The sequence below is a fragment of the Plantactinospora sp. WMMC1484 genome, from assembly GCF_049315195.1.
Lineage (GTDB): Bacteria > Actinomycetota > Actinomycetes > Mycobacteriales > Micromonosporaceae > Plantactinospora.
Genome location: NZ_CP186055.1, coordinates 6822286 through 6845944, shown reverse-complemented (window position 1 = coordinate 6845944; position 23659 = coordinate 6822286). Strand labels below are relative to the sequence as shown.

Annotated in this window: 16 protein-coding genes and 2 pseudogenes; 12 read left to right on the top strand and 6 right to left on the bottom strand. The window is 74.1% G+C overall.

Annotated features, from left to right (window positions below; translation table 11 throughout):
* Positions 1 to 103 precede the first annotated feature (103 nt).
* The 10 genes and pseudogenes from ACN28C_RS29430 (at position 104) to pspM (ending at position 10753) form a co-directional block, all read left to right on the top strand.
* A complete protein-coding gene (locus ACN28C_RS29430) occupies positions 104 to 2572 on the top strand; it encodes a DNA translocase FtsK (protein WP_422770754.1) in 2469 nt (822 codons plus the stop codon).
* A 72-nt stretch (positions 2573 to 2644) separates the two neighbouring features.
* Positions 2645 to 3343, top strand: coding sequence for a helix-turn-helix transcriptional regulator (locus tag ACN28C_RS29425; RefSeq protein ID WP_422770753.1), 699 nt, complete (start codon positions 2645 to 2647; stop codon positions 3341 to 3343).
* Between the two features lie 47 nt (positions 3344 to 3390).
* On the top strand, positions 3391 to 3894 hold the full coding sequence (locus tag ACN28C_RS29420) for a DUF3291 domain-containing protein (RefSeq protein WP_422770752.1): 504 nt from the start codon (positions 3391 to 3393) through the stop codon (positions 3892 to 3894).
* Positions 3895 to 3911: 17 nt separating this feature from the next.
* Positions 3912 to 4823 (top strand): ornithine cyclodeaminase family protein, encoded by a 912-nt coding sequence (locus ACN28C_RS29415; protein ID WP_422770751.1) that lies wholly within the window; start codon positions 3912 to 3914, stop codon positions 4821 to 4823.
* A gap of 51 nt (positions 4824 to 4874) precedes the next feature.
* Positions 4875 to 6389: a 30S ribosomal protein S12 methylthiotransferase RimO gene (rimO, locus tag ACN28C_RS29410; RefSeq protein ID WP_422770750.1), complete on the top strand. Its 1515-nt coding sequence runs from the start codon at positions 4875 to 4877 to the stop codon at positions 6387 to 6389.
* 217 nt (positions 6390 to 6606) lie between these two features.
* Positions 6607 to 7140, top strand: a complete 534-nt coding sequence (gene pgsA / locus ACN28C_RS29405; protein ID WP_422774852.1) for a CDP-diacylglycerol--glycerol-3-phosphate 3-phosphatidyltransferase — start codon at positions 6607 to 6609, stop codon at positions 7138 to 7140.
* 85 nt (positions 7141 to 7225) lie between these two features.
* On the top strand, positions 7226 to 7750 hold the full coding sequence (locus ACN28C_RS29400; protein WP_422770749.1) for a CinA family protein: 525 nt from the start codon (positions 7226 to 7228) through the stop codon (positions 7748 to 7750).
* Positions 7751 to 7998: 248 nt separating this feature from the next.
* Positions 7999 to 8316, top strand: a pseudogene (locus ACN28C_RS29395) (helix-turn-helix domain-containing protein); the annotation flags it as partial.
* 711 nt (positions 8317 to 9027) lie between these two features.
* Positions 9028 to 9891, top strand: a complete 864-nt coding sequence (locus tag ACN28C_RS29390) for a PspA/IM30 family protein (RefSeq protein ID WP_422774851.1) — start codon at positions 9028 to 9030, stop codon at positions 9889 to 9891.
* 82 nt (positions 9892 to 9973) lie between these two features.
* The gene (gene pspM / locus ACN28C_RS29385; protein WP_422770748.1) at positions 9974 to 10753 is read left to right on the top strand and encodes a phage shock envelope stress response protein PspM; all 780 of its coding nucleotides are present in this window, start codon (positions 9974 to 9976) and stop codon (positions 10751 to 10753) included.
* A 93-nt stretch (positions 10754 to 10846) separates the two neighbouring features.
* Here pspM and ACN28C_RS29380 read toward each other — a convergent pair whose 3' ends face one another.
* The 5 genes from ACN28C_RS29380 to ACN28C_RS29360 form a co-directional block, all read right to left on the bottom strand.
* Positions 10847 to 14509: a hypothetical protein gene (locus ACN28C_RS29380; RefSeq protein WP_422770747.1), complete on the bottom strand. Its 3663-nt coding sequence runs from the start codon at positions 14507 to 14509 to the stop codon at positions 10847 to 10849.
* Between the two features lie 262 nt (positions 14510 to 14771).
* Entirely contained in the window at positions 14772 to 15602 is an 831-nt protein-coding gene (locus ACN28C_RS29375; protein WP_422770746.1) for a DNA-formamidopyrimidine glycosylase family protein, read from the bottom strand.
* A gap of 121 nt (positions 15603 to 15723) precedes the next feature.
* Positions 15724 to 15969, bottom strand: coding sequence for a CPCC family cysteine-rich protein (locus tag ACN28C_RS29370; RefSeq protein ID WP_422770745.1), 246 nt, complete (start codon positions 15967 to 15969; stop codon positions 15724 to 15726).
* A gap of 60 nt (positions 15970 to 16029) precedes the next feature.
* Complete coding sequence (locus tag ACN28C_RS29365; protein ID WP_422770744.1) at positions 16030 to 16236, bottom strand: hypothetical protein; 207 nt, start codon at positions 16234 to 16236, stop codon at positions 16030 to 16032.
* A 12-nt stretch (positions 16237 to 16248) separates the two neighbouring features.
* Positions 16249 to 17163, bottom strand: coding sequence for an SAM hydrolase/SAM-dependent halogenase family protein (locus ACN28C_RS29360; RefSeq protein ID WP_422770743.1), 915 nt, complete (start codon positions 17161 to 17163; stop codon positions 16249 to 16251).
* A gap of 22 nt (positions 17164 to 17185) precedes the next feature.
* Here ACN28C_RS29360 and ACN28C_RS29355 point away from each other — a divergent pair, with 22 nt between their 5' ends.
* The gene (locus tag ACN28C_RS29355; RefSeq protein ID WP_422770742.1) at positions 17186 to 18124 is read left to right on the top strand and encodes an LLM class F420-dependent oxidoreductase; all 939 of its coding nucleotides are present in this window, start codon (positions 17186 to 17188) and stop codon (positions 18122 to 18124) included.
* A 60-nt stretch (positions 18125 to 18184) separates the two neighbouring features.
* On the opposite strand, the gene ACN28C_RS29350 is transcribed toward ACN28C_RS29355, so the two are convergent.
* Positions 18185 to 22873 (bottom strand): ATP-dependent helicase, encoded by a 4689-nt coding sequence (locus tag ACN28C_RS29350; protein WP_422774850.1) that lies wholly within the window; start codon positions 22871 to 22873, stop codon positions 18185 to 18187.
* Between the two features lie 190 nt (positions 22874 to 23063).
* Between ACN28C_RS29350 and ACN28C_RS29345 the strand changes: the two are divergent.
* Positions 23064 to 23384, top strand: a pseudogene (locus ACN28C_RS29345) (hypothetical protein); the annotation flags it as partial.
* Positions 23385 to 23659 lie beyond the last annotated feature (275 nt).

Sequence of the window (23659 nt, the reverse complement as noted above, 5' to 3'; positions counted from 1 at the left end):
GTGCCGGCCGGCGGGTGCCGGCGGTGTGAATCTTGAGGTAACTGGCCGGACACGACGCGCAAAGGCGGGGAATCCTCGGCGGACGACGCTAACGTGTGAACTTATGGCGGGCCGTGCCTCCTCTCAGGCGAACCGGCGCCGGAGCGGGTCGACCACCCGGTCCGGCGCCGGTCGGGCAGGCAACACCCGGGGGCGGCAGCCGGCCCGGGGCCGGGCCGCGGCCGCTCGCCGGCCGACCCGGACCAGCCCGGCGGCGTACGTCGGCCGGGCGATCGGCGCGATGTGGATGGGGCTGGCGCACAGCGTCGGCTGGGCCATGCGAGCGGCCGGCCGGCAGGCCGCCACCGCCCGCGACATCGATCCGGAGCACCGCCGCGACGGCGCCGGCCTGTTCCTCCTCGGCCTGGCCATCCTCAGCGCGGTGGCGGTCTGGTTCTCCTCGGCGGGGCCGGTGGGTGGCCGACTCGCCGACACCATCCGGCTCTTCTTCGGTGCGATCTCCATCGTGCTGCCGATCCTGTTGCTGATAGGTTCCGTCCGGCTGATGCGCGCGCCCGCCGAACCGGAATACCGGGGCCGAGGGCTCGTCGGCTGGACGGCGCTGATCGTCGGGACGGCGGCGCTGCTGCACATCGGACAGCGTCCGGTGAACAACGCGGAGCGGGACTTCGCCGGCGGCCTGATCGGGGCCGGGATCGGCGGGCCGCTGGAGCGTGCCGTCAGCGCCTGGGTGGCCGTACCGCTGCTGGTGCTCCTGCTGCTCTTCGGACTGCTGGTGGTGACCGCCACCCCGATCAACAAGATTCCGGAGCGGCTCGGCCTGCTGGCCGGTGCGATGCTGGGCCGGCCGGAGTCCGAGGAGGACGCCGAGGCGGAACCGGAGCGCGGCGCCGAGGGCCGCCGACCGCGCCGCCGCGCCGCACCGCGCCCGGAGCCGCTCGACGACGAGGAACCGGGATACGAGATCGGCTCCCCGGAGCACGAGTCCGTGTCACCGCCACGCCGGTCGGGCAAGGTGCCGGCGGCCCGCAGGGCGCCGGAGCCGCCGGAGCACTCGCCGGTGCCGACCCGGGCGGAGCAGTTGGCGATCACCGGGCTGGCCGGGGACTACGCCCTACCGCCGGGCAACCTGTTGCGCCCCGGTGCCGCGCCGAAGAGTCGTAGCCGGGCCAACGACGAGGTGATCGCCGCGCTGACCGGGGTCTTCGAGCAGTTCGACGTGGACGCGGCGGTGACCGGCTTCACCCGGGGCCCGACCGTCACCCGGTACGAGGTCGAGCTGGGCCACGGCGTGAAGGTGGAGCGGATCACCCAGCTCTCCCGCAACATCGCGTACGCCGTCAAGTCCCCCGACGTGCGGATCCTCAGCCCGATCCCGGGCAAGAGCGCGGTCGGGGTCGAGATCCCGAACAGCGATCGGGAGGACGTGGCCCTCGGCGACGTGCTCCGGTCCCGGGCGGCGACCTCCGACCACCATCCGATGCTGGTGGCGCTCGGCAAGGACATCGAGGGCGGCTTCGTGGTCGCCAACCTGGCCAAGATGCCGCACATCCTCATCGCCGGCGCCACAGGTGCCGGAAAGTCGAGTTGTCTGAACAGCCTTCTCGTCTCCATCCTGACCAGGGCCACCCCCGACGAGGTGCGGCTGTTGCTTATCGACCCGAAGCGGGTCGAGATGAGCAACTACGAGGGGATCCCGCACCTGGTCACCCCGATCGTGACCAATCCGAAGAAGGCGGCGGACTCGCTGGACTGGGTGGTCCGCGAGATGGACATGCGCTACGACGACCTCGCGGCGGCCGGTGTACGCCACATCGACGACTACAACCGCAAGGTACGCGCCGGCCAGATCAAGCCGCCGCCCGGCAGTGAGCGGGAGATCCGGCCGTACCCCTATCTCCTGGTCATCGTCGACGAGTTGGCCGACCTGATGATGGTCGCGCCGCGCGACGTGGAGGATTCGGTCGTCCGGATCACCCAGCTCGCCCGCGCCGCCGGCATCCACCTGGTGCTGGCCACCCAGCGCCCGTCGGTCGACGTGGTGACCGGCCTGATCAAGGCGAACGTCCCCTCCCGACTCGCCTTCGCCACCTCGTCGCTGGCCGACTCCCGGGTCATCCTCGACCAGCCGGGTGCGGAGAAGCTGATCGGCCGGGGCGACGGGCTGTTCCTGCCGATGGGCGCATCCAAGCCGGTACGCATCCAGGGCGCCTGGGTCACCGAGAACGAGATCAACGACATCGTCAAGTTCTGCAAGGACCAGCGGGAGCCGGAGTTCCGGCCCGACGTGCTGACCCCGGCGCAGGACGGCAAGAAGAAGATCGACGAGGAGGTCGGCGACGATCTCGACCTGCTCGTGCAGGCGATCGAACTTGTCGTCACCTCGCAGTTCGGCTCCACCTCGATGCTCCAGCGCAAGCTGCGGGTCGGCTTCGCCAAGGCCGGCCGGCTGATGGACCTGATGGAGACCCGGGGCATCGTCGGGCCCTCCGAGGGCTCCAAGGCACGGGACGTGCTGGTCAAGCCGGACGAGCTGGAGGAGGCGCTGGCGGCCCTCCGGCCGCAGGAGTGACCGGCTGTCCGGGCGAGAGCGACCGGCCCTCCGGCCGCAGGAGTGACCGGCTCACCGGCCTAGGCTGGGCGGATGGCGAGCCTGGATGATCTGGAGCCCGGCCTCGACGCCGTCTCGGCGCTGGTCGATCCGGTCCGGCGGGCGGCGTACCGGGTGGTGGCCGGCGCCGGGACGGAGCCGCTGGGTCGGGACGAGGTGGCCGCCGCACTCGGCATCGGCCGTACCCTCGCCGCCTTCCACCTGGACAAGCTGGTCGACGCGGGGCTGCTGACCGTCACCCTGGCACGCCGGTCCGGACGCTCCGGGCCTGGTGCCGGGCGTCCGGCCAAGCTCTACCGCCGGGCGCCGGGCGAGCACGTCGTCAGCGTGCCGCCCCGGGCGTACCGGACTGGCGCGGAGTTGCTCGCCGAGACCGTGCTGCGGCTCGGCGGGGAGGAGACCCTCTTCGAGGTGGCGAGGGAGCGGGGCCGTACGGCCGGCGCGGCGGTCGCGCCGGGCGCGGATCTGTTGGACGTGTTGCACACCCACGGCTACGCGCCGACGGCGGGCGAGGAGATCGTCCGGTTGCGCAACTGCCCGTTTCACCACCTCGCCGACGAGTTCCCGCCAGCGGTCTGCGGGATGAACCTGGCCCTGCTGGGCGGGCTGCTGGCCGGTGCGGGGCGGCCGGAGTGGCGGGCCAGGCTCGATCCACGGCCGGGGCTCTGTTGCGTGGTGCTGGAGCGCCGCAGGGAGGGCGCCGCCGAGGGCGGCGCGGCGGAGCCGTTGTAAAACCAATCGGGATTGACAAAGAAATCCTCGGCTGCTTCGCTGCGGGGATGGCATACCACCTCGCGCAACTCAACACGGCCCGGCTGCGGGCACCGTTGGACGACCCACTGATGGCGGACTTCGTGGCCGACCTGCCGGCCCTGAACGGGCTCGCTGACGCCTCGCCCGGCTTCGTCTGGCGGCTGCGGGACGATGACGGCGCCGACGCCACCGCGCTGCGCCCGTTCGGGCCTGACCTGCTGGTCAACCTCACGGTCTGGGAGTCCGTGTCGGCGCTGCGGGGCTACGTCTACCGCAGCCCGCACCTGGAGTCGCTGCGCCGCCGCCGGGAGTGGTTCCATCCCGCCGGTGCCGATCCGTACCTGGTGCTCTGGTGGCTGCCCGCAGGTGAGCTGCCCACCCTGGACGAGGCGCGGGCCCGGCTCGACCGGCTCGCCCGCACCGGGCCGACATCGGCGGCCTTCACGCTCCGGCACCCGTTTCCGGCGCCGGTTGCCGGTACGCGCCCGACGCCCACCATCCGGACCGCAGTTGACCTTAATCGTGGTTGAGCTATCAGAATCGGTTGATGACCGTCTTCATCACCGACGCCGAGGTGGCGGCCAGGCTGGACGCCGCAACGGCCGTACGGGCGATCCGGGACGCCCTGCTCGCGGCGCACCGGGGCCGGCTCGTCGCCCCGCCCCGGGTGGCCGCGCCGCTGACCGGAGGCAGGCTGGTCTTCACCGCCGGCCAGCTCGTCGGTGAGTGGTACGGCTTCCGCTCGTACGACACGCTGGGGCATGCCGACGGTGAGCAGGTGGTGGCCCTGCACGAGGCGGGCTCCGGACGGATCCGGGCGGTCGCGGTCGGCGCGGAGATCGGCTCCCGGCTCACCGGGGCGCTCGGTGCGGTGGCCGTCGACTCCCTCGCCCGGCCGGACGCGACCACCCTCGGCGTGATCGGCGCCGGTGGCCAGGCCTGGGCGCAGGTCTCGGCGATCGCGGCGGTACGCCGGCTGCGCGAGGTGACGGTCTTCTGCCGCACCCCTGCCGGTCGGGAGAAGTTCGCGGCCCGGGTCCGGGCCGAGCTGGGTATCCCGGCCCGCCCGGTGCCGACCGGCCCCGAGGCGGTGCGCGGACGCGACCTGGTGGTGCTCGCCACCACCAGCCCCACTCCGGTGATCTCGGCCACCGACCTCAGCCCCGGCAGCCACCTCAACACCGTCGGCCACAAGCAGCTTGGCCGGGCGGAGTTCGGCACCGACCTGCTGGACCGGGCGGAACTGCTGGTCACCGACTCGCTGGCCCAGGCAGGGGCGTACGATCCGCCGATGCTCGCCACCGTCGGGGCGTACGCCGGCCGGCTGCGCTCGCTGGGCGCGGCGCTGGCCGGCACGGTCGCCGGCCGGACCACGGCGGACCAGGTGACGGTCTTCTGCTCGGTCGGCCTGGCCGGCGGCGAGGCGTTCCTGCTCGACCGGCTGACCCGGCCGGGGTGACCCGCGGGGCAGCGCCGTGGCGGGGTCGCCCGGCGCTCCCGGTACCCTCGGATGGTGTCTGCCGCTTCCTCCCCGTCGACCGCCGGCCGCCGGGTCGCGTTGCTCACTCTCGGCTGTGCCCGTAACGAGGTCGACTCGGAGGAGTTGGCCGCCCGGCTGCACGCCGACGGCTGGCAGGTGACCACCGACGGCGAGGGCGCCGACGTGGTGCTGGTCAACACCTGCGGTTTCGTGGAAAAGGCCAAGCAGGACTCGATCCAGACGCTGCTCGCCGCCGCCGACACCGGCGCCAGGGTGGTGGCGGCGGGCTGCATGGCCGAGCGGTACGGCCGGGAACTCGCCGAGGGCATGCCCGAGGCGGCTGCGGTGCTCAGCTTCGACGACTACCCCGACATCTCCGACCGGCTGGACGCGGTGCTGGCCGGCAGGGAGCTGCCCGCGCACGCGCCCCGGGACCGGCGCCAACTGCTGCCGCTGACCCCGGTGGCCCGGCAGGGCGGCGCGGTCGTGCTGCCAGGGCACGGCGACACCGCCGCCCGGCCGGCCGGCGGCACGCTGGTGGCGGACGAACACACCCCCGCGCACCTGCGCCCGGTGCTGCGGCACCGGCTCGACTCCGGCCCGGTCGCCTCGCTGAAGCTCGCCAGCGGCTGCGACCGGCGCTGCGCGTTCTGCGCCATCCCGACGTTCCGCGGTGCCTTCGTCTCGCGTACTCCGGACGAACTGCTGGCCGAGGCGGAGTGGCTGGCCCGTTCGGGAGTCCGGGAACTGGTGCTGGTCAGTGAGAACTCCACCTCCTACGGCAAGGACCTCGGCGACCCCCGGCTGCTGGAGAAGCTGCTGCCGCAGCTCGCCTCGGTCGACGGCATCGTCCGGGTCCGGGCCAGCTACCTCCAGCCGGCGGAGACCCGCCCCGGGCTGGTCGAGGTGATCGCCACCACACCCGGGGTCGCACCCTACTTCGATCTGTCGTTCCAGCACTCCAGCGAGGCGGTGCTGCGCCGGATGCGCCGGTTCGGCTCGACCGGGCGCTTTCTCGACCTGCTCGCGACGGTGCGGGAGTTCACCCCCGACGCCGGGGCGCGGAGCAACGTCATCGTCGGTTTCCCGGGGGAGACCCGGGCGGACGTCAGGGAGCTGGAACGCTTCCTCGTCGCCGCCAGGCTGGACGCGATCGGTGTCTTCGACTACAGCGACGAGGACGGCACCGAGGCCGCCACGCTGCCCGGCAAGGTGCCGGCGGCCACGGTACGGCGGCGCTACGACCGGCTCTGCGCGATCGTCGACGAGATCTGCTCGCAGCGGGCCGAGGAGCGGCTCGGCTCCACGGTCGAGGTGCTGGTCGACTCGGTCGACGGCGGTGTGGTGGAGGGCCGGGCGGCACACCAGGCACCGGAGGTGGACGGCTCGACCACCCTGGTCGCCCCGGTCGCGGGTGGCGGGGTGGAGTTGGGCACGCTACACCCGGGCGACCTGGTCCGGGCCACCGTCACCGGCACCGAGGGCGTGGACCTGGTGGCCGTACCCGAGGAGATCGTTTCGGCGGCGCCGCGTGGGGCACGGTGATCGGGGTGGGCACGACGGCACGATCGGGAAACTGCCGTCGCCGCGCCGGCGCGGGCGACGGGATGCGGTCGTGACCGAGGCGGCGGATCCGGCGGCGGCTGCGGCCGGTGCGCCGGTGCAGGGGCGCACCGGAGCGGGCGTCGGCGCGGGGCGGAGCGGGCCCGAGGCCGGGACGGCCGGAGAGCCGGCTCCGTCCGGCCGGGTCGGCCCGGTCCCGGTGATCAACGCGGCCAACGGGCTGACCGCGCTCAGGCTGGCGCTGGTGCCGGTCTTCGTCGGACTGGTGCTCGCCTCCGGGATGGTGCACTCCGGTTGGCGGGTGGCGGCCTGCCTGACCTTCGTCCTCGCCTCCGTGACGGATCTGGTCGACGGGTGGATCGCGCGCCGCTACGCGCTGGTCACGTCGTTCGGCAAGGTGGCCGACCCGATCGCGGACAAGGCGCTGACCGGCACCGCCCTGATACTACTGTCGTGGTATGACCGTATTCCGTGGTGGATAACCGTACTCATCCTGGTTCGGGAGTTCGGGATCACAATGATGCGCTTCTGGGTGATCCGGTACGGCGTCATCGCGGCCAGCCGGGGCGGCAAGGCCAAGACGGCGGTCCAGATCCTGGCCATCGTCTGGTACCTCTGGCCGGTACCGGCCAGCCTGGCCGGTGTGGGGCCCTGGATCCTCGGCGTCGCCGTCCTGGTGACCGTGGTCACCGGGCTCGACTACGTCGTGCGCGCGCTGCGGCTGCGGCGCTGACCCTCGGGTCCGCCCGGAACCCGGGTGCGACCGGAACCCGGGTGCGATCGGGAGTTCGGTCCGGGCGGAAATTGAGGAGGATCGGATGGAGGATGCCGCGCGGGCGGCCGACACCTCAGCCGCGGCTGTCGTGCACGCCCTTGCCGACCAGCGCGCCACCCTGGCGGTGGTCGAGTCGCTCACCGGTGGCCTGCTGGCCGCGACGATCGTCGACATCGCCGGGGTCAGCAGCGTGTTCCGGGGCGGTCTGGTGGCGTACTCGACCGAGTTGAAGGCGTCGCTGGTGGGCGTACCGGAGGAACTCCTCGCCAGCCGGGGCCCGGTCGACCCGGACGTGGCGGTGGCGCTGGCCGAGGGTGGCCGGGCACGCTGCGGCGCGGACTGGTGCCTCTCCACCACCGGGGTCGCCGGCCCGGAGCCGCAGGACGGCAAGCCGGTCGGGTTGGTCTACGTGGCCGCGGCGGGGCCGCCGGGCACCGTCGTGCGGCGGCTCGACCTCTCCGGCAACCGCCTGCGGATCAGGATCGGTGCGGTGGCGGGGGCGCTGCGGCTGCTCGCCGACCGGCTGCACGCGGAGGCCGGCGAGAGCCCGGTCGGCGGTGCACGCTGATCCACGGGCGACCCCGGCGGGTGGCGGTCGAGCTGCGGCCGGGTGACCGGCGGGAAATATCGGACCGCCGGGGCGGGATGTCGTCGGCGGCCGCACCGGGTACGGTTGCGGGAAGGCTCGGGCGGTTGACGTCGCGGTCCCACCACCACGGCTGTGGCGGGTGGATCTCGCCGTAGTGCGGCGGGGGCGGGTGGCGGCGACGGTCCGATGTGCCGGAAGTGGCCTGAGCCCGCGACACGGGAGGTGCGATGGTCCTGCTACGTCGGGTGATCGGTGACGCGCTACGGGCGCGCCGGCAGGGACAGCACCGGACCCTGCGCGAGGTCTCCTCCGCCGCCAACGTCAGTCTGGGCTACCTCTCCGAGATCGAGCGAGGGCAGAAGGAAGCATCGAGCGAGCTGCTGGCGGCCATCTGCGACGCCCTCGGTGCCCGCCTCTCCGAGCTGCTCCGTGACGTCAGCGACACCGTCGAAGTGGCCGAAGGGCTGCCGCGGGTGCTGGTGCCGGCCCAGGAGGGGCCGGCGACCGGGCGGGACGCCGCCACGCCTGCCGAGACCAACGGGCGCGAGACAGCGGAACCGCTGGCCGCCGAACCGCTGACCGCCGAACCGGTGCGGCAGCCGGCCGGGGCCGAGCCGCTCCGACAGGCGGCAGGTGCGGAGCCGGCCCAGGCGGAGCCGGCCCAGGTCCAGCCCGCCGTCCAGCCGGCCCAGGCGCGGCCGGCGCGGGCGGACGCGTCGCTGCACCGACCGGCGCTGACCGACCGGACCCTGCGCACCCTCGCCGAGCCGGGCGTCTCCCACCAGCTCGGCACCGAGCCGGTGCGGCAGATCGCGACCGATGGCACCGTATCCGTGACGGTACGGCAGGAATCCCCCCTCAAGGCGACGCTGCGGGCAACCCGCCGGATCCAGCCGGGCGGCGACGCCGAGCGGGCTGCCAGCTCCGAGCGGGACGTCGTCTGCGTCGGCTGAGTCCGCGCCGGCTGACGGCGCGGGCCGGCTGACGGCGCGGGCCGGTCGCTCGGCCGGCCGGCCCGTAACCGGTCATCGACGACCCGAAGCTCCTGTTACGGATCGTCGGCGAGCCGAAGGTGTGGCTCGCCCGGGGCCTACCGCGTTACGGTGGGCCCCTAGCGGCATATCCGGTGGATATCCCCCTGAGGTCGTATGCCGGAGTGGCGCGATCCTGGGACGATGGAGATCCTGTCGTGCGGGCGCCTTTCCGGGCCGGCCGACACGGTCACCGGAATGATGACACTGAGGGGATACCGGGACATGGCGAACCCGTTCGTCAAGGGCTGGCGCTACATGATGGCGCTCTTCGGCGCCAAGATCGATGAGTACGCCGATCCCAAGGTGCAGATCCAGCAGGCCATCGAGGAGGCGCAGCGCCAACACCAGGCGCTGGTCCAGCAGGCGGCGGCCGTCATCGGCAACCAGCGCCAGCTCGAGATGCGGCTGTCCCGGCAGATGTCCGAGGTCGAGCGCCTGCAGGGGATGGCGCGCCAGGCCCTGGTGCTCGCCGACCGGGCCCGCGGGGCCGGCGACGAGGCCGAGGCCAACAAGTACGAGCAGACCGCGCAGACCGTCGCCACCCAGCTCGTCGCCGCCGAGCAGTCGACCGAGGATCTCAAGACGCTGCACGACCAGGCGATCGGTGCCGCGGCCCAGGCGCGCCGGGCGGTCGAGAACAACTCGATGATCCTCCAGCAGAAGCTCGCCGAGCGGGCCAAGCTGCTCAGCCAGCTCGAGCAGGCCAAGATGCAGGAGAGCGTGGCCCGCTCGCTGGAGTCGATGTCCGCGCTCGCCGCGCCCCGCAACACCCCCTCGCTCGACGAGGTGCGGGACCGGATCGAGCAGCGCTACGCCAACGCGATGGGCCGGGCCGAGCTGGCCGGCAACTCCGTCGAGGGCCGGATGCTGGAGATCCAGAAGTCCACCCTCGACCTGGCGGGCGCCTCCCGGCTGGAGCAGATCCGCTCCAGCATGGCCGGGGAGAAACTGGGTGGCACGGCCAGCCCGGCTGTCGAACCGGCAGCTCCGGCGGCGGACCCGGCCGGTGTGGCGCGGCTCGACGAGATCCGCGCCAGCCTCGGCCGGGACAAGCAGGCCGGCGGCGGGAGCAGCACGGCCAGCTGAGCCGGCCGATCCGCGAACAGGGCCACGGTAGGGGCAGTGGAGCCGCCGGTCGGACCGGCGGCGGTGGGGGAGTGAGGTCGAGATGGCGGATCTGCGTACCCGCCACCTGCGCCGGCTGCGCGGCCTGCGCCGGTCGGCACGCCGGTGGAGCGTACTCGCGGGCGGGCTCGGTGGAGCGGCCGCGATCCTCACCCCGTACCAGGGGCTCGGGCTGCCGGACGCGTTCTGGGCGGCGGCGGCCGGTGGTTCGGTCGCGCTGGCGGCCTGGCGCTGGGTGGACCTGCGGGCGCTGGCGGCGCAGCCGGTGCCACCGCCGCCGGAGCCGGTGACGCCGGACCAGGTCCGCGCCCGGCTGGTCGCCGCCGTAGAGCGACTGCCCGCCGGGCGTGAGGCGCTGGCGGAGGTACGCCGGCAGCGCACCCGGATGGCGCTGCGCGGCTCTGCCGCGTCCGGCCCGTGGGGGCGGCTGGACCGGGCCGCCACGACGATGGCGGGGCTGGCCGAACGGTTGACCGGCCCGGCCGGTCCGGCGGTGCTGGAGGCGGCCGTGGCGGAGCGTTCCCTCCGCGACCTGGCCGAACGGGTGGCCACTGTGGAGAGTGCGGTGCGGGTCGCCCCCGCCGACACCCGACCCGATCTGGAGGCCGCGCACCGGCACCTCTCGGCGCAGCTCGACAGCGGTGTGGGGGCGTACGAACGGCTGGTCGCGGCGGCGGCGAGCTTCGTCGCCGAGGACGGCCGGGAGTACGACGGCTACTCCTCGGTGGACCGGCTCACCGAGGCGACCGATCTGCTCCGGGGCGTGGCCGGCGGCCTGGCGGACCTGCGGTCCCGGACCGGCCCGACCCAGGCGATGTCCTGACAGGTGCGACCTGCCGGTCCGGGCGACCTGCCGGTCCGGGCGACCTGCCGGTCCGGGCGACCTGCCGGTCCGGGCGACCTGCCGGTCCGGGCGTCAGCCCGGGATACGGATCGAGACCGGCGGGCCGACCGTCGACGTCCCGGCGGCGTTGCCGGCCTGGATGCGGTAGTGGTAGATGACGCCGCCGGTCAGGCCGGTGTCGGTGAAGGAGCGGGAACCACCCGGGATCGACGCCGTCACCACGCCGGTGGCGAAACCGGGGTCGGTGGCGCGGTGCAGGACGAAGCCGCCGACCACGTCGGTGAGCGGGACCGTCCAGCGCAGCGTCACGCTGGTGCCGCCGACCTGCCCCGCCGGGCCGTCGAGCGCGGCGCGCAGGTCGGTGGGGGTGGCCGGCAGCGCGGGTGTGATCACCGTGGAGACGTTCGACCAGGGTGACGAGGCGCCCCGGTAGCAGGTACGGACTCGGTAGTAGTAGGTGGTGTCCGGCGAGATCCGGGTGTCCGGGGCGGCACCGGTGACCGGGACGGTGCTGGTGACCAGCCCGCTGGTGAAGGTCGGATTGGTGGCCCGTTGCAGGTCCACGGTGGTGGCGAAGGACCGGTTGACCCAGCCCCGGTTGACCCGCAGCGGGGGCCCGCTCGCCACCGTGGCGACCAGCCCGGTCGGTGCCCGCAACTGCACCACCGCACTGGTGGTGTTCGACCACGCCGAATGGGCGACACCGTTCTCCGCCCGTACCCGGTAGTGGTAGGTGACCCCGGGGGTGACGGTCGAGTCGACGTACCGGTTGTCGGCGGCGGGGACGGGACAGGTGTGCAGGTCCCGGGTGAAGCCGAGATCGGTGGCGCGCTGCACCACGCTGCGGGTGGCCGGGGGCGCCGGTGCGGTGGTGCCGGCCGGCGACCGGGTGTTGTTCGTCCAGGCCAGCACGATCGCCGGCAACACCGTCGCCGAGCCCGGTTCCGGCCTCGCGGCGAGTCCGGTGGGCGCCGCCGGGGAGCAGCGCAGCACCATCGGCCTGGCCATCTGGAAGTCGGCGTGGCCGAGGAGTTGGCAGTGCCAGGCGTACTCCCAGCCGAAGTTCCGCTCCCGGTTGGTCACCGCCGCCGGCTCGCCGGTCTCCGGGTCCACCTGGGTGTATCCCTCCGCCGTTCCGGCCGGTCGGGTGGGGTCGGGCAGCCGGACGCTGTCCGGGACGGTGAACGGTAGCGGCCCCGGCAGGGTCGGCCGGATCGCCACGATCGTCGTCTCGAACGGGTTCATCCGGACGGTCTCCTTCCAGCCGACCTCGTTCGGCTCCGGCGGCTTGATCGCACCGTCCCGGCCGACCCGGTTGACGAGCTGGACGGTGACGTGGTGGAAGTGGATCGCCTGGGTGTCCATCCCGTTGTGGGTGATTTTCCAGAGCTGGGTGTTGTCCCCGGGGGAGCCGACGGGGACGGCCGGGTCGGACGGGAGCAGCACCTCGGTCGGCGGGTCGACGGGTGACAGCGGGATGGTGGTCTGGACCAGCGCGCTGGTCTTGGGCAACTCGGTGCCGAGCAGAAAAGTCGTGCGGCCGTACTCGGGGTCGAACTCGGCGACGATCGCCTTGGGCAGCAGCGGCAGGGTCACCGGCGCCGTGCCGCCGTACGGGGTGAAGGTGATCGAGGTCTCTTCGACCGGCACGTACGTGTTCCGGGTCGTACCGGTGCCGAACGCCGCGTCGTACGCGTTCTGCGGCACGATCGGTGGCGGCTGGCTCTTCCCGTACGCCGGGGGGAGCCTGACCCGGAGCCGGTCGAGGTCGAACGGCGGTGCCGGCGCGCCGACCACCTGGATCTGCATCAGCGTCCGGGTGTTCGGGCCGTAACCGGGGCGGGTGGTCGGCGGCCCGCCCGACGGGGTCCGGTCCGGGGCGCCGGTGTAGTGGTCGTAGCGCGGGTCGAAGCCCGGCATCGGCGCCGGGCAGTCGTTGTAGAGGATCAGGTTCGACCCGGGCGGTACGGAGGAGAAGTCCACGATCACGTCGGCGCGTTCGCCGGGGGCGAGCAGCAGGGCGTGCTCGGTAACGTTGAGCACCGTGACGTCCCGCCGGTTGTACTGGTAGTTGATCGGCTGGCTCGGCAGCACCGCCACCGCCGGCAGCAGGCCGCCCTCCGAACCGATCTGGATCCAGTCCGGTCCGGCCGCGCCCGGGTCGGGCACCCCGCCGCACCGGCCGTCCGTCGGCCATCCCGGCGGGAAGTCGGGGTTCGGCCGGGCCGCCACCGTCGGCACCTCGCCCGCGTCGCCGCAGCGCAGCGTGCCGTCCGGATGCCACATCGGTTCGTGTGCGGCCGCGTAGTAGAGCTGGAGGTTCAGGCTCCGGTCGTTGCAGGCGTTGAGGATCCGGAACCGGTACGCCGCCGGCCGCAGCCGCAAATAGGGATAGGCGGCCCCGTTGACCAGCGGGGTGTCGCCGAAGGCGTCCGGCACCGCCGACGGGGTGGGCGTGCCGGGCTGCACCGGCGGCTCCCAGGGCCGGGTGGCCGGGTCGTGGTGCGGGTTCGGCGTCGCGCCGTGCGTGATCCCGGTGACCGGCGGCCAGAACCACGGACCGTAGTCCCACCGGCCCATCGGGTTCGTGCCGGACTCGTTGTAGGGATTCTGGTTCGGCATGTAGACGTGCGGGAACCAGAGGCTGCCCAGGCCGCCCCAGCGCGCCACGTCCCACGTCGGGTCCTCGGCGGCGAGCTGGGTGTGGCCGGGCACGAACGTCTTGTCCTGGACAGCCAGCACGATCTCCTCGGCCGGCAGCACCCCGTCGTCGACGAGCTGCCGCTGCACCGGGTCGTCCAGCCGGTAGAGGGCGAGCTGCCCGGAGTAGACGGTCAGCCGGGCGATCCCGTCGGACTGGTCGTGCCACCAGAGCAGCCGACCGCTCTGCTGGTTGGGATAGTAGGCGGTGGTCGCCCCGGCGCCGGGCCGGGGCATGTCCGGCACGTTCGCGTGGCCGGCGCCGCGCGGATACGGTGTCGACTCCCTGGCCGGGGTGGTCCACTGGGTCGGGCCGCCGTTGCTGATCCACGGTGTGCAGCCGCCGTGCAGGTGCACGGCGGAACGGTTCTGCGGATAGTGCTCGGCGTCGCCGAGCGGGCCGGTGCCGGCGCCCCGGATCGTCGTGTCGACCGGCAGGAAGAGCGCGCCCGCCTCGCCCACCGGCAACTGGTTGACGTACTTGACCCGGACGGGGCGGTCCCGCTGGGCCAGGATCAGCGGCCCGAGGTGGTACGGCCGGCTCGGCGGGTGCACGGTGTTGTGCCCGGTGGCGTCGGTGCCGTTGTTGACCTGTCGGTAGCCGCGCAGCCGCGTCGGGGGCAGGTCGGGGTGGAGTTGCTGGCGGTACTCCTGCACGCCGATCTCGTAGTAGTCGCAGCCGGGGTAGGTGATGGTGTCCGGCACCGCGATCGGGATGAGATTGCCCAGCTCGTTGGCGGTGTCGCCGGTCCGGGGCAGCGAGGTGACGAACTTGCGCATCCCGGTGCCCGCCGCCACCCGCCCGTCGGCGTCGCAGACCGGCAGCGGGCTGTGCGCGAAGTTCGGCACGAAACCGAAGTAGTCCGGTGGGGACGTCGGGTCCAGGGCGACCGTCGGCAGCGGATCCACGCCGGTCCGGGCGGCCGGCACCACCGTACCCCGGGCCTGGCCGGTGCCGGCCCCGGCGGCGACCTCGCCCCCTCGCCCGGCCCGCTCCGCCCGGGCCGCCCGGCTTGCCGCGAACCTCTTGAACATGACCGCACCCCTTTCCGGGAGATCAGCTCGACCGGATCGCTCCGTCCGTCAGCACCGGATCCCGCTTCCGCGCGACCGGGTCCGCCCGACCCCGGCTTCCGCCCGGCGAGCTGCTGACGATCCGTAAGCAGTCAACCGCCTACGGCCAGTGTTGGATACGGTGGCCAGCTCGGGGGGAGCGTTCCGAGTTCGGATTGGCACGCCGCGCCACCGCCGAGGGCAGTGACCGAGAGTGGGGCCGCCCGGCTCCGCCGGCGGGGTGTCAGGGTGTGCGGCGGCCAGGGCTGGTGGGGACCCGGTGGCCGGGTTCGGGCTGGCAGACCGGACACCAGTAGGTGACCCGTTCGCCCTGGTCCCGCTTGCGGATCGTCGCGCCGCACCGGCGGCACGGCTCGGCCCGCCGGCCGTAGACGTAGCTGGTCCGTCCCCGGTGCAGCGACCCGGTTGTGCTCTGCGTCCACCGCCCCCGGTTCGCCATCAGCAGGCGGTGTGCCAGCGCCACCATGCCGGGCAGATCGGGTACGTCCCGGACCGGCGTCCACGGCGAGACACCGCGCAGGAACAGCAGCTCGGATTTGTAGAGGTTGCCGATGCCGGCAAGATTGGTCTGGTCGAGCAGGGCCTCGGCGATCTCCCGGGCCGGCCGGGCGGCGAGCCGGCGGACCGCCTCGGCCGGGTCCCAGTCCGCACCGAGGAGGTCCGGCCCGAGGTGGCCGACCAGCGACGGTTCCTCGGCGGTCGGGAGCAGCGCGAGATCGTGCAGGTGGTAGCCGACCGCCACCGCACCGGCGGTACGCAGCACCACCCGGATGGTGTGCGCCGGTCGGGCCGCCCAGCGCTCCCCCGGGGCGTACGTCCGCCAGGCCCCGTCCATCCGGAGGTGGGAGTGCAGGGTGACGGCTGCCTCGCCGTCTGCAGTACGCAGCCGGAGCAGCAGGTGTTTGCCCCGGGCGGCGGATTCGGCCACGGTCGCACCGGCCAGGTCGGCGGTGGCGAGCTGTGGTACCCGGAACTCGGTGGCGGTCAACCGGTCACCGGCCAGGGCGCGGTGCAGCGCACGAGCGGTGTTCCACACGGTGTCGCCTTCGGGCACCCGTCCATCCTCCTCCAGCCGTACGGCTGCGGCGACGAGACGTGCGGGCCGGTCTGGCGATGAGGGGCAGGTGGGTGGCGGCGTGGTGGCGCTGGGCCGCCCTACCGCCGCCCACCCGGAGTCAGGGCAACTCCTCGGGACGGGCCTGGCGGACGGCGTCCTGGTAACGCGGGTGGCTCGCGCCGTAGATGGCGTAGTTGAGCCGGGCGTCTGACAGGCTCAGGTCACCGTTGGGGCCGCCCCGGGCGGTGCCGGCATTCTGGTCGGTGGAACCGTCTTCGGTCCAGAAACAGACCGGGCAGGTGCCGCCACCGGTCCGGTGCGCACAGCACGGACAGGCGGCGACGTCGATCGAGTGTTTCCCCACACCCGTAAGCATTTCACAGCCGCCCACCACGGGCACAGTAGACAGTTTTGCCATCCTGCGTCATCCCGCCGGCCGACGCCGGCTCCCGCGATGCCGGGCATCACGCCCAAACGCACCATGCCGCCCAGCATGCTCCAGCAGGAGCACGTCGTGCTTCCCGGACTCCAGCAGGAGCACGTCGTGCTTCCCGGACTCCAGCAGGAGCACGTCGTGCTTCCCGGACTCCAGCAGGAGCACGTCGTGCTTCCCGGACTCCAGCAGGAGCACGCCGTGCTCCCATCACTCCAACCGCAGCACGTCGCCCGGTGCGACGCCGAGCAGTTCGTCGGCGCGGCCACCGTTGACCGCGACCGCCACGTGGTCCGCCGAGTCCGGGTAGACGACGAGGCCGCCGGGCGGCGCATCCCCGAAGGTGCCGCCCCGCACCGCCCGTACCCCTGCTCCCCGCACCGCCCGTACCCCGGTGTCCCGCGCCGCCCGTACCCCTGCTCCCCGCACCGCCCGTACCCCGGTGTCCCGCGCCGCCCGTTCCCCGGCCTCCCCGGTCGCCTGCGCCCCACTCTCCGGAACCGTCGACGCGATCCGGAGCGCCGTGGGCAGCCGCCGCAGTGCGGAACCGGGCGCGGCGAGCTGGACGTTGCCGAAGTGGTCGACGGCCAGTACCTCCGCTTCCAGCCAGCCGGCCCCCTCGGCGACGACCGGCTCGGCCAGCGTGACCAGGGTGGCCGGGTCGACCGCCGGCCCGGCGTCGGTCAGCGGCGCCCCGAGCGCGAACCGGGCGCCGGCCGGGGCGAAGACGTCCCGGCCGTGGAAGGTGCGGGACGGGTTGGGGAACCACGTCGTACTGGTCAGCTCCACCGCCCCGGTGATCCCGCCGAGCACCGCCGCGGCCCGGGGAAGCAGTCCGTTGTCCGGACCGACCAGCAGGCCACCGGGCGTGGCCAGCGCGACACCGCGCCGCGCCGTGCCCACTCCCGGATCGACCACTGCCACGTGTACGGCCGGCGGCAGATAGCCGACGGTCTGGGACAGCACCGTGGCGCCCCGGGCGACGTCCCCGGGCGGGACCAGATGGCTGACGTCGATCATCCGGACCTCCGGCGCGATCCGGCCGACCGCACCGTGGCAGGCCGCCACGAAGCCGTCGGAGAGGCCGTAGTCGGTGGTGAGGCTGAGCCATGCGTAACCGGGCACAGCCGGAGATTAACCTGCGGGTATGCGCTTGTGTATCTTCACCGAACCTCAGCAGGGTGCGAGCTACCAGGATCTGCTCCGGATCGCCCGGCACACCGAGGAGTGCGGGTTCGACGGGTTCTTCCGCTCCGACCACTACCTCACGATGGGCGGCACCGGCTTGCCCGGCCCGACGGACGCCTGGTTGACCCTGGCCGCCCTGGCGGTGCAGACCTCCCGGGTCCGGCTCGGCACCCTGGTCACGTCGGGAACCTTCCGGCTCCCCGGTCCGCTGGCGATCGGGGTCGCCCAGGTGGACGCGATGAGCGGCGGCCGGGTCGAACTCGGACTTGGCACCGGCTGGTTCGAGGCCGAACACCAGGCGTACGGGATTCCGTTCCCGCCGGCCGCCGAGCGGTTCGCCCGGCTCACCGAGCAGCTCGAGGTGATCACCGGGCTCTGGGGCACCCCGGTCGGTGACACCTTCGACTACCCGGGCACCTACTACCAGCTCGCCGGCTCACCCGCGCTGCCGAAGCCGGTGCAGTCGCCGGGTGTGCCGGTGATCGTCGGTGGCAAGGGACTACGGCGTACCCCGAAGCTGGCCGCCCGGTTCGCCGACGAGTTCAACGTGCCGTTCAGCAGCGCCGACGAGGTGGCCCGCAGCTATGCGGCGGTGGCCGAGGCCTGCGAGCGGACCGGGCGGGAGACGTCGGGGCGCGGCCCGCTGGTGCTCTCCGCCGCGCTGGCCGTGCTCTGCGGGCGTACCGACGCCGAGGTGCGCCGCCGCGCGGAGGCGATCGGCCGCGATCCGGAGGAGATGCGCACCGGATACGGCGTCGCCGGTACGCCGCAGCAGGTCGTCGAGCAGATCCAGGCGTACGCCGCGCACGGCGCCGGCCGGATCTTCCTCCAGGTGCTCGACATCGACGACCTGGACCATCTCGATCTGATCGCCGCCGAGGTGGCACCCCGGCTCTGAGCCGTTGGGAAGGGGCCCTTCTACAACAGAAAACGATAAGCGGGGGCCCTTCCTTACACGTCAGCCGCGTAGGCGTAGCCCGCGCGGGGTGGTCCGGAAGCCGGCGGCGGTGAGCGCGTTTCGCAGCGGTGAGGCATGCACCGAGGCGCCGTCGGCGCGTTCCACCGCGAGCGCGCCGAGCGCGCCGGAACTGACCGCCGAGGCGAGAGCCCGGGCGGCGGCGTCCAGCGCCTCGCCGTCGTCGGAGAACGAGAGAAGGGTCCGGCCGCCGCGCTCGACGTAGAGCACCAGCTCGCCGCCGACCAGCACCACCAGCGCGCCGGCCTTGCGCCCGGCCCGGTGCCCGGTCGCCGCCGCGCCGGCACCGGGTTCGGCGGCACCGTCCCCGGAGTCGACCACCCGGGCCGGCCAGGGCAGCGCCGCGCCGTACGGGTTCGCCGGATCGGTGGCGGCGAGCACCCGGGCGCCGCCGGACCGGCGGCGCAACTCCTCCGGCTCGGCGAGCGCCCGCAGCCGGTCCACCGCACCGGGCACCGCGAACTGCGCCGCGCCCAGCCCTTCCACGAAGTAGCCGCGGCGGGCCGCGCCGCGCTCCTCCAGCGCCGAGAGGACCGGATAGACCGCCGCGAAGCCGCCGGAGACCCCCTCGGCGACCACCGCCCCCCGGGTGACCACACCGTGCCGCTCCAGCAGCACGTCGGCGAGGGCGGCGGCCCGGCGCGTCGGGTCGGTGTCGCGGGCGGGAAGCCGCGACCAGCGCCCGGCGACCGTCGGTGCCCCGCCCCGGGCCGGCAGCGTCGGGCGGCCCGGTCGCCGGTAGCGGGTCCGGGGTGTGCTGGCACGCGGCCGATGCGCACCCCCGCCGCCGAGTACGGCGCGCAGCGGCGCGAGCGTGTCGTTGGTCAGCCAGCCCGCCCAGACCAGCTCCCACAGCGCGGCCGTCAGCGCGGCCTCCTCCACCGGGCCCGCGGTGGCGTCGTCGACCGGGCCCGCGGTGGCGTCGTCGACCGGACCCGCCACGGTGGCAGCCGCCGACCCGGCTGTGGAGGAGGCCGACCGGCCGGGCGAGGAGAGCCGCTCGGCGAGCGACCGGAAGAAGAGCGCCTGACCGTCGTCGAGCGCGGCCAGGATCGCCTGGTGCAGCGGGGTCAGCGCCAGCGCCTCGTCCGGCGGTGGCAGCAGCAGGGCGGCGGTGTCGGCGTACGCCAGGGTGACCCAGCCGTCGCCCCGGCCGATCGCGCCGGAACCCGCCCACACCACCTCGCCACCGGCACAGAGCTCGTCCAGGTGACCGGGGGAGTAGTCGGCGATCCGGGCCGGCAGCACCAGGCTCTCCAGCGCGGACGCCGGCACGGCGGCCCCCTGCAACTGCTCCACCACGGCGGCGACGGCCTCGACGCCCCGGGCCGCGCCGCCGACCTGCTGCCAGCCGGGCAGGAAGGTGGCGAGCGCCCGCGCCGGCACCGGCTCGATCTCCCGGCGCAGCGCCGCCAGGGAGCGCCGGCGCAGCAGCCGCAGCACCTCCGCGTCGCACCACTCCGGCCCGGCACCGGTCGGCGAGAACTCGCCGGAGACCACCCGTCCGTCGGCGCCGAGCCGGCGCAGGGTCTGCTCCACCACGAAGACCCCGAGCCCGAACCGGGCCGCGCAGGTGGTGGCGGCGAACGGGCCGGAGGTGCGGGCGTAGCGGGCGACGAGGTCGCCGAGCGGGTCGGCGACGGGTGCGAGGTACGCCTCGGCCACCCCGACCGGCAGCGCCACGCCGAGCGCGTCGGCGTACCGGCCGGCGTCCTCCACGCCGATCCAGCGCTCCTGGCCGGCGACCCGGACCCGGAGGATCCGCCGGGCCGACGCCAGCCCGGTCAGCCACTCCGGCACGACCCCGCGCTCGGCCAGCTCGGCGTCGGAGAGGTCACCGAGCACCCGGAGCAGCTCGACGACGTCCTCGGCGTCGCGCGGGCGGCGCTGCTCGGTCAGCCAGCGCAACTGCCGCTCGGTTTCCGCCACCACCGCCGGGTCGAGCAGCTCGCGGAGGTCGACCCGGCCGAGCAACTCGCCGAGGAGGGCCGAGTCGAGCGCCAGCGCGGCGGCCCGCCGCTCGGCCAGCGGCGCGTCGCCCTCGTAGAGGAACGCGCCGACGTAGCCGAAGAGCAGCGAGCGGGCGAACGGCGACGGCCGGGGCGTTTCCACCTCGACCAGCCGGACCCTGCGGGCGGCCACCTCCCGCATCAGGGTCACCAGGCCGGGCAGGTCGAAGACATCCTGGAGACACTCCCGGGCGGCCTCCAGGGTGACCGGAAAGTCGGCGTACTCCCGGGCGACATCGAGGAGTTGGGCGGCCCGCTGGCGCTGTTGCCAGAGCGGTTGGCGCCGGCGCGGGTCGCGGCGGGGCAGCAGCAGGGCGCGGGCGGCGCACTCCCGGAACCTGGCGGCGAAGAGGGCCGACGTGCCGACCAACTCCTCGACGAGGGCGGCGATCTCGTCGGGGTCGAAGGCCACCAGCTCGGCGCCGGGCGGTTCGTCGGCGGTGTCGGGGAGCCGGACCACGATGCCGTCGTCGGAGGGGACCACCTGGGCGTCCACGCCGTAGCGTTCGGCGAGCCGGCGCGCGACGGCCAGCGCCCAGGGGCCGTTGACCCGGGCGCCGAGCACGCAGTGCACGGCGAGCCGCCAGTCGCCCAGCTCGTCGCGGAAGCGCTCCACCAGCACCGTCCGGTCGTCCGGCACCGACCGGGTGGCGGCCTGCTGCTCGCGCAGGTATGCCACCAGGTTGCCGGCGGCCCAGTCGTCCAAACCTCCGGCGCGCAGTGCGGCGCGGGCGGTCTCGTCGTCGGCCCGGACCAGTCCACGCAGCCGGTTGCCGAGCGCCCGGCCCAGCTCGACCGGGCGGCCGAGCTGGTCGCCCTTCCAGAACGGCATCCGCGCCGCCTGGCCGGGTGCGGGCGAGACGAGCACCCGGTCCGGGGTGATGTCCTCGATCCGCCAGGACGAGGAGCCGAGCAGGAAGACGTCGCCGACCCGCGACTCGTAGACCATCTCCTCGTCCAGCTCGCCCACCCGGGCAGCTCGTTCGGCGCCGGCCAGGAAGACTCCGAAGAGTCCCCGGTCGGGGATCGTGCCGCCGCTGGTCACCGCCAACCGCTGCGCGCCCGGCCGGCCGGTGAGCAGGTCGGCGGCCCGGTCCCAGACGAGCCGGGGGCGCAGTTCGGAGAAGGCGGTCGAGGGATAGCGCCCGGAGAGCATGTCGAGCACGGCGTGCAGGGCCGAGTCGGGCAGCTCGGCGAAGGGTGCGGCGCGCCGGATCAGGGCGGCGAGGTCGGCGACCCGCCACCCGTCGAGGGCGACCATCGCGACGATCTGCTGGGCGAGCACGTCGAGCGGGTTGCGCGGATAGTGCAGCTCCTCGATGGCGCCCTCGGTCATCCGTTCCGCCACCACGGCGCAGGAGAGCAGGTCGCCCCGGTGCTTGGGAAAGACCACGCCCCGGGAGACCGCGCCGACCTGATGCCCGGCCCGGCCGATCCGCTGCAGGCCGGCGGCGACGCTCGGCGGCGCCTCGATCTGCACCACCAGGTCGACGGCGCCCATGTCGATGCCGAGCTCCAGGCTGGAGGTGGCGACCACCGCCGGCAACCGGCCCGACTTGAGCGCCTCCTCGATGTGCCGGCGCTCCTCCCGGGAGACGCTGCCGTGGTGCGCCCGGGCGATCACCGGCGGTGCCCCGCCCGCCGCACCGGACTGCGCCATGATCTCGGCCGGCAGCCGTGGCGGCGCCGTCACGGCGGGCCGGTCGGGCGGTTCGGGCGCGCTCCGGTCGGGCGCGCTCCGGTCGGGCGCGAGTGCGGCCTCGTCGGCCGCGAGCTCGTTGAGCCGGGCGCAGAGCCGCTCCGCACCGCGCCGGGAGTTGGCGAAGACGATGGTCGAGCGGTGCGACCGGACCAGCCGGTAGACCCGCTCCTCGACCGCCGGCCAGATCGATGCCCGGCGCGGGGTGCCGAACTCGTCGTCCGGGGCTTCCTGCTCGTCCAGCCGGGTCATGTCCTCGACCGGCACCTGCACGCTGACCTCGATGGTCTTCGCGGTCTCGGGTTGCACCACGGCGACCGGCCGGGCGCCGCCGAGGAAGCGCGCGGTGGCGTCGGTCGGGCGGACGGTGGCGGAGAGCCCGATCCGCTGCGCCGGGGCGGGCAGCAGGGCGTCCAGCCGCTCCAGCGAGAGCGCCAGGTGCGCGCCGCGCTTGGTGCCGGCCACCGCGTGCACCTCGTCGACGATCACCGTCTGCACGCCGCGCAGCGAATCCCGGGCGGCGGAGGTGAGGAGCAGGAACAGCGACTCCGGCGTGGTGATCAGGATGTCCGGCGGCGTACGCGCGAACGCCCGGCGCTCGTCGGCCGGGGTGTCGCCGGTCCGCATTCCGACGGTGATCTCCGGTGGCGGGAGCTCCAGCCGGGCCGCGGCCTGCCGGATGCCGGTGAGCGGAGCACGCAGGTTGCGCTCCACGTCGACGGCGAGTGCCTTGAGCGGGCTGACGTAGAGCACCCGGCAGCGCTGCCGGGGGTCGGTAGGTGCCGGCTCCCGGGCCAGCCGGTCCAGCGACCAGAGGAACGCCGCCAGGGTCTTGCCGGAGCCGGTCGGGGCGACAACGAGGGCGTTGCGGCCGGCGCCGACCGCCTGCCAGGCCCCGGTCTGGGCGTCGGTGGGTGCGGCGAACGCGGCGCCGAACCACTCCCGGGTCGCCGCACCGAACATCGCCAGCACATCGTTCACCGACCCATCGTGCCCGGTCGGTCCGACAGGTTCGCCGGAACGGCTGTCCGCATGCCCGGTTGATCGTTGTTTCTGCCTGAGATGCGGGCTAAGTCTCACTTAACTGCTTGCGAATAATGTGCAACCTACAGTAACTTCTCGGAAACCCACGCTCGGCACCAAGGGGGCCCGGATGACCAGCGTTCCGCGCGACGCCCCGGCCGGTACGGACGTGCTGACCCGCCGGGTCGAGACCTACCTGACCGTGGCCCGAGCCGGCATGCGGGGCGCCGAGCTCGACCTCGCCGAACGGCTCGCCGACTCGCTGCGTCGACTGGTCGCCGCGACCGCCACCGCCAGTGCGGCGGACCGGGCCCGGGTCCGGGCGGCGGTGCACGCCCTGGTGCTGCGGCGCGGGGCCCACGGGCGGATACTGCCCCGACGGTCCCTGGCCGCCGCGCAGCAAGTGATCAACAAGGTCGCTCGGCAGCTCGACCGCCCCGACCTGGCGGTCCTGTCCACATCGGATGGTTCCGAGCCCGCGCCCACCGGTCGCACCCACCGCGGCAACGCTTCCGCCGCCCGGAGCGCGGCCGCCGGGAGTCCCACCGCGTGCGACGCCGCCGCCGGGAGTGCCGGGGCGCGCGACGGTGGGGCGGACGCCGCCGTCGACTCGGCGTGCAGGGTCGGTTGAGGCTGCTCCCGTCGTGGCGTACGGGCTGACCCGGCCGGTCGCCGCCGGGCCCGCGCAGGACCGCCCGAACGGCCACTGATCCGAAACCCACTCGG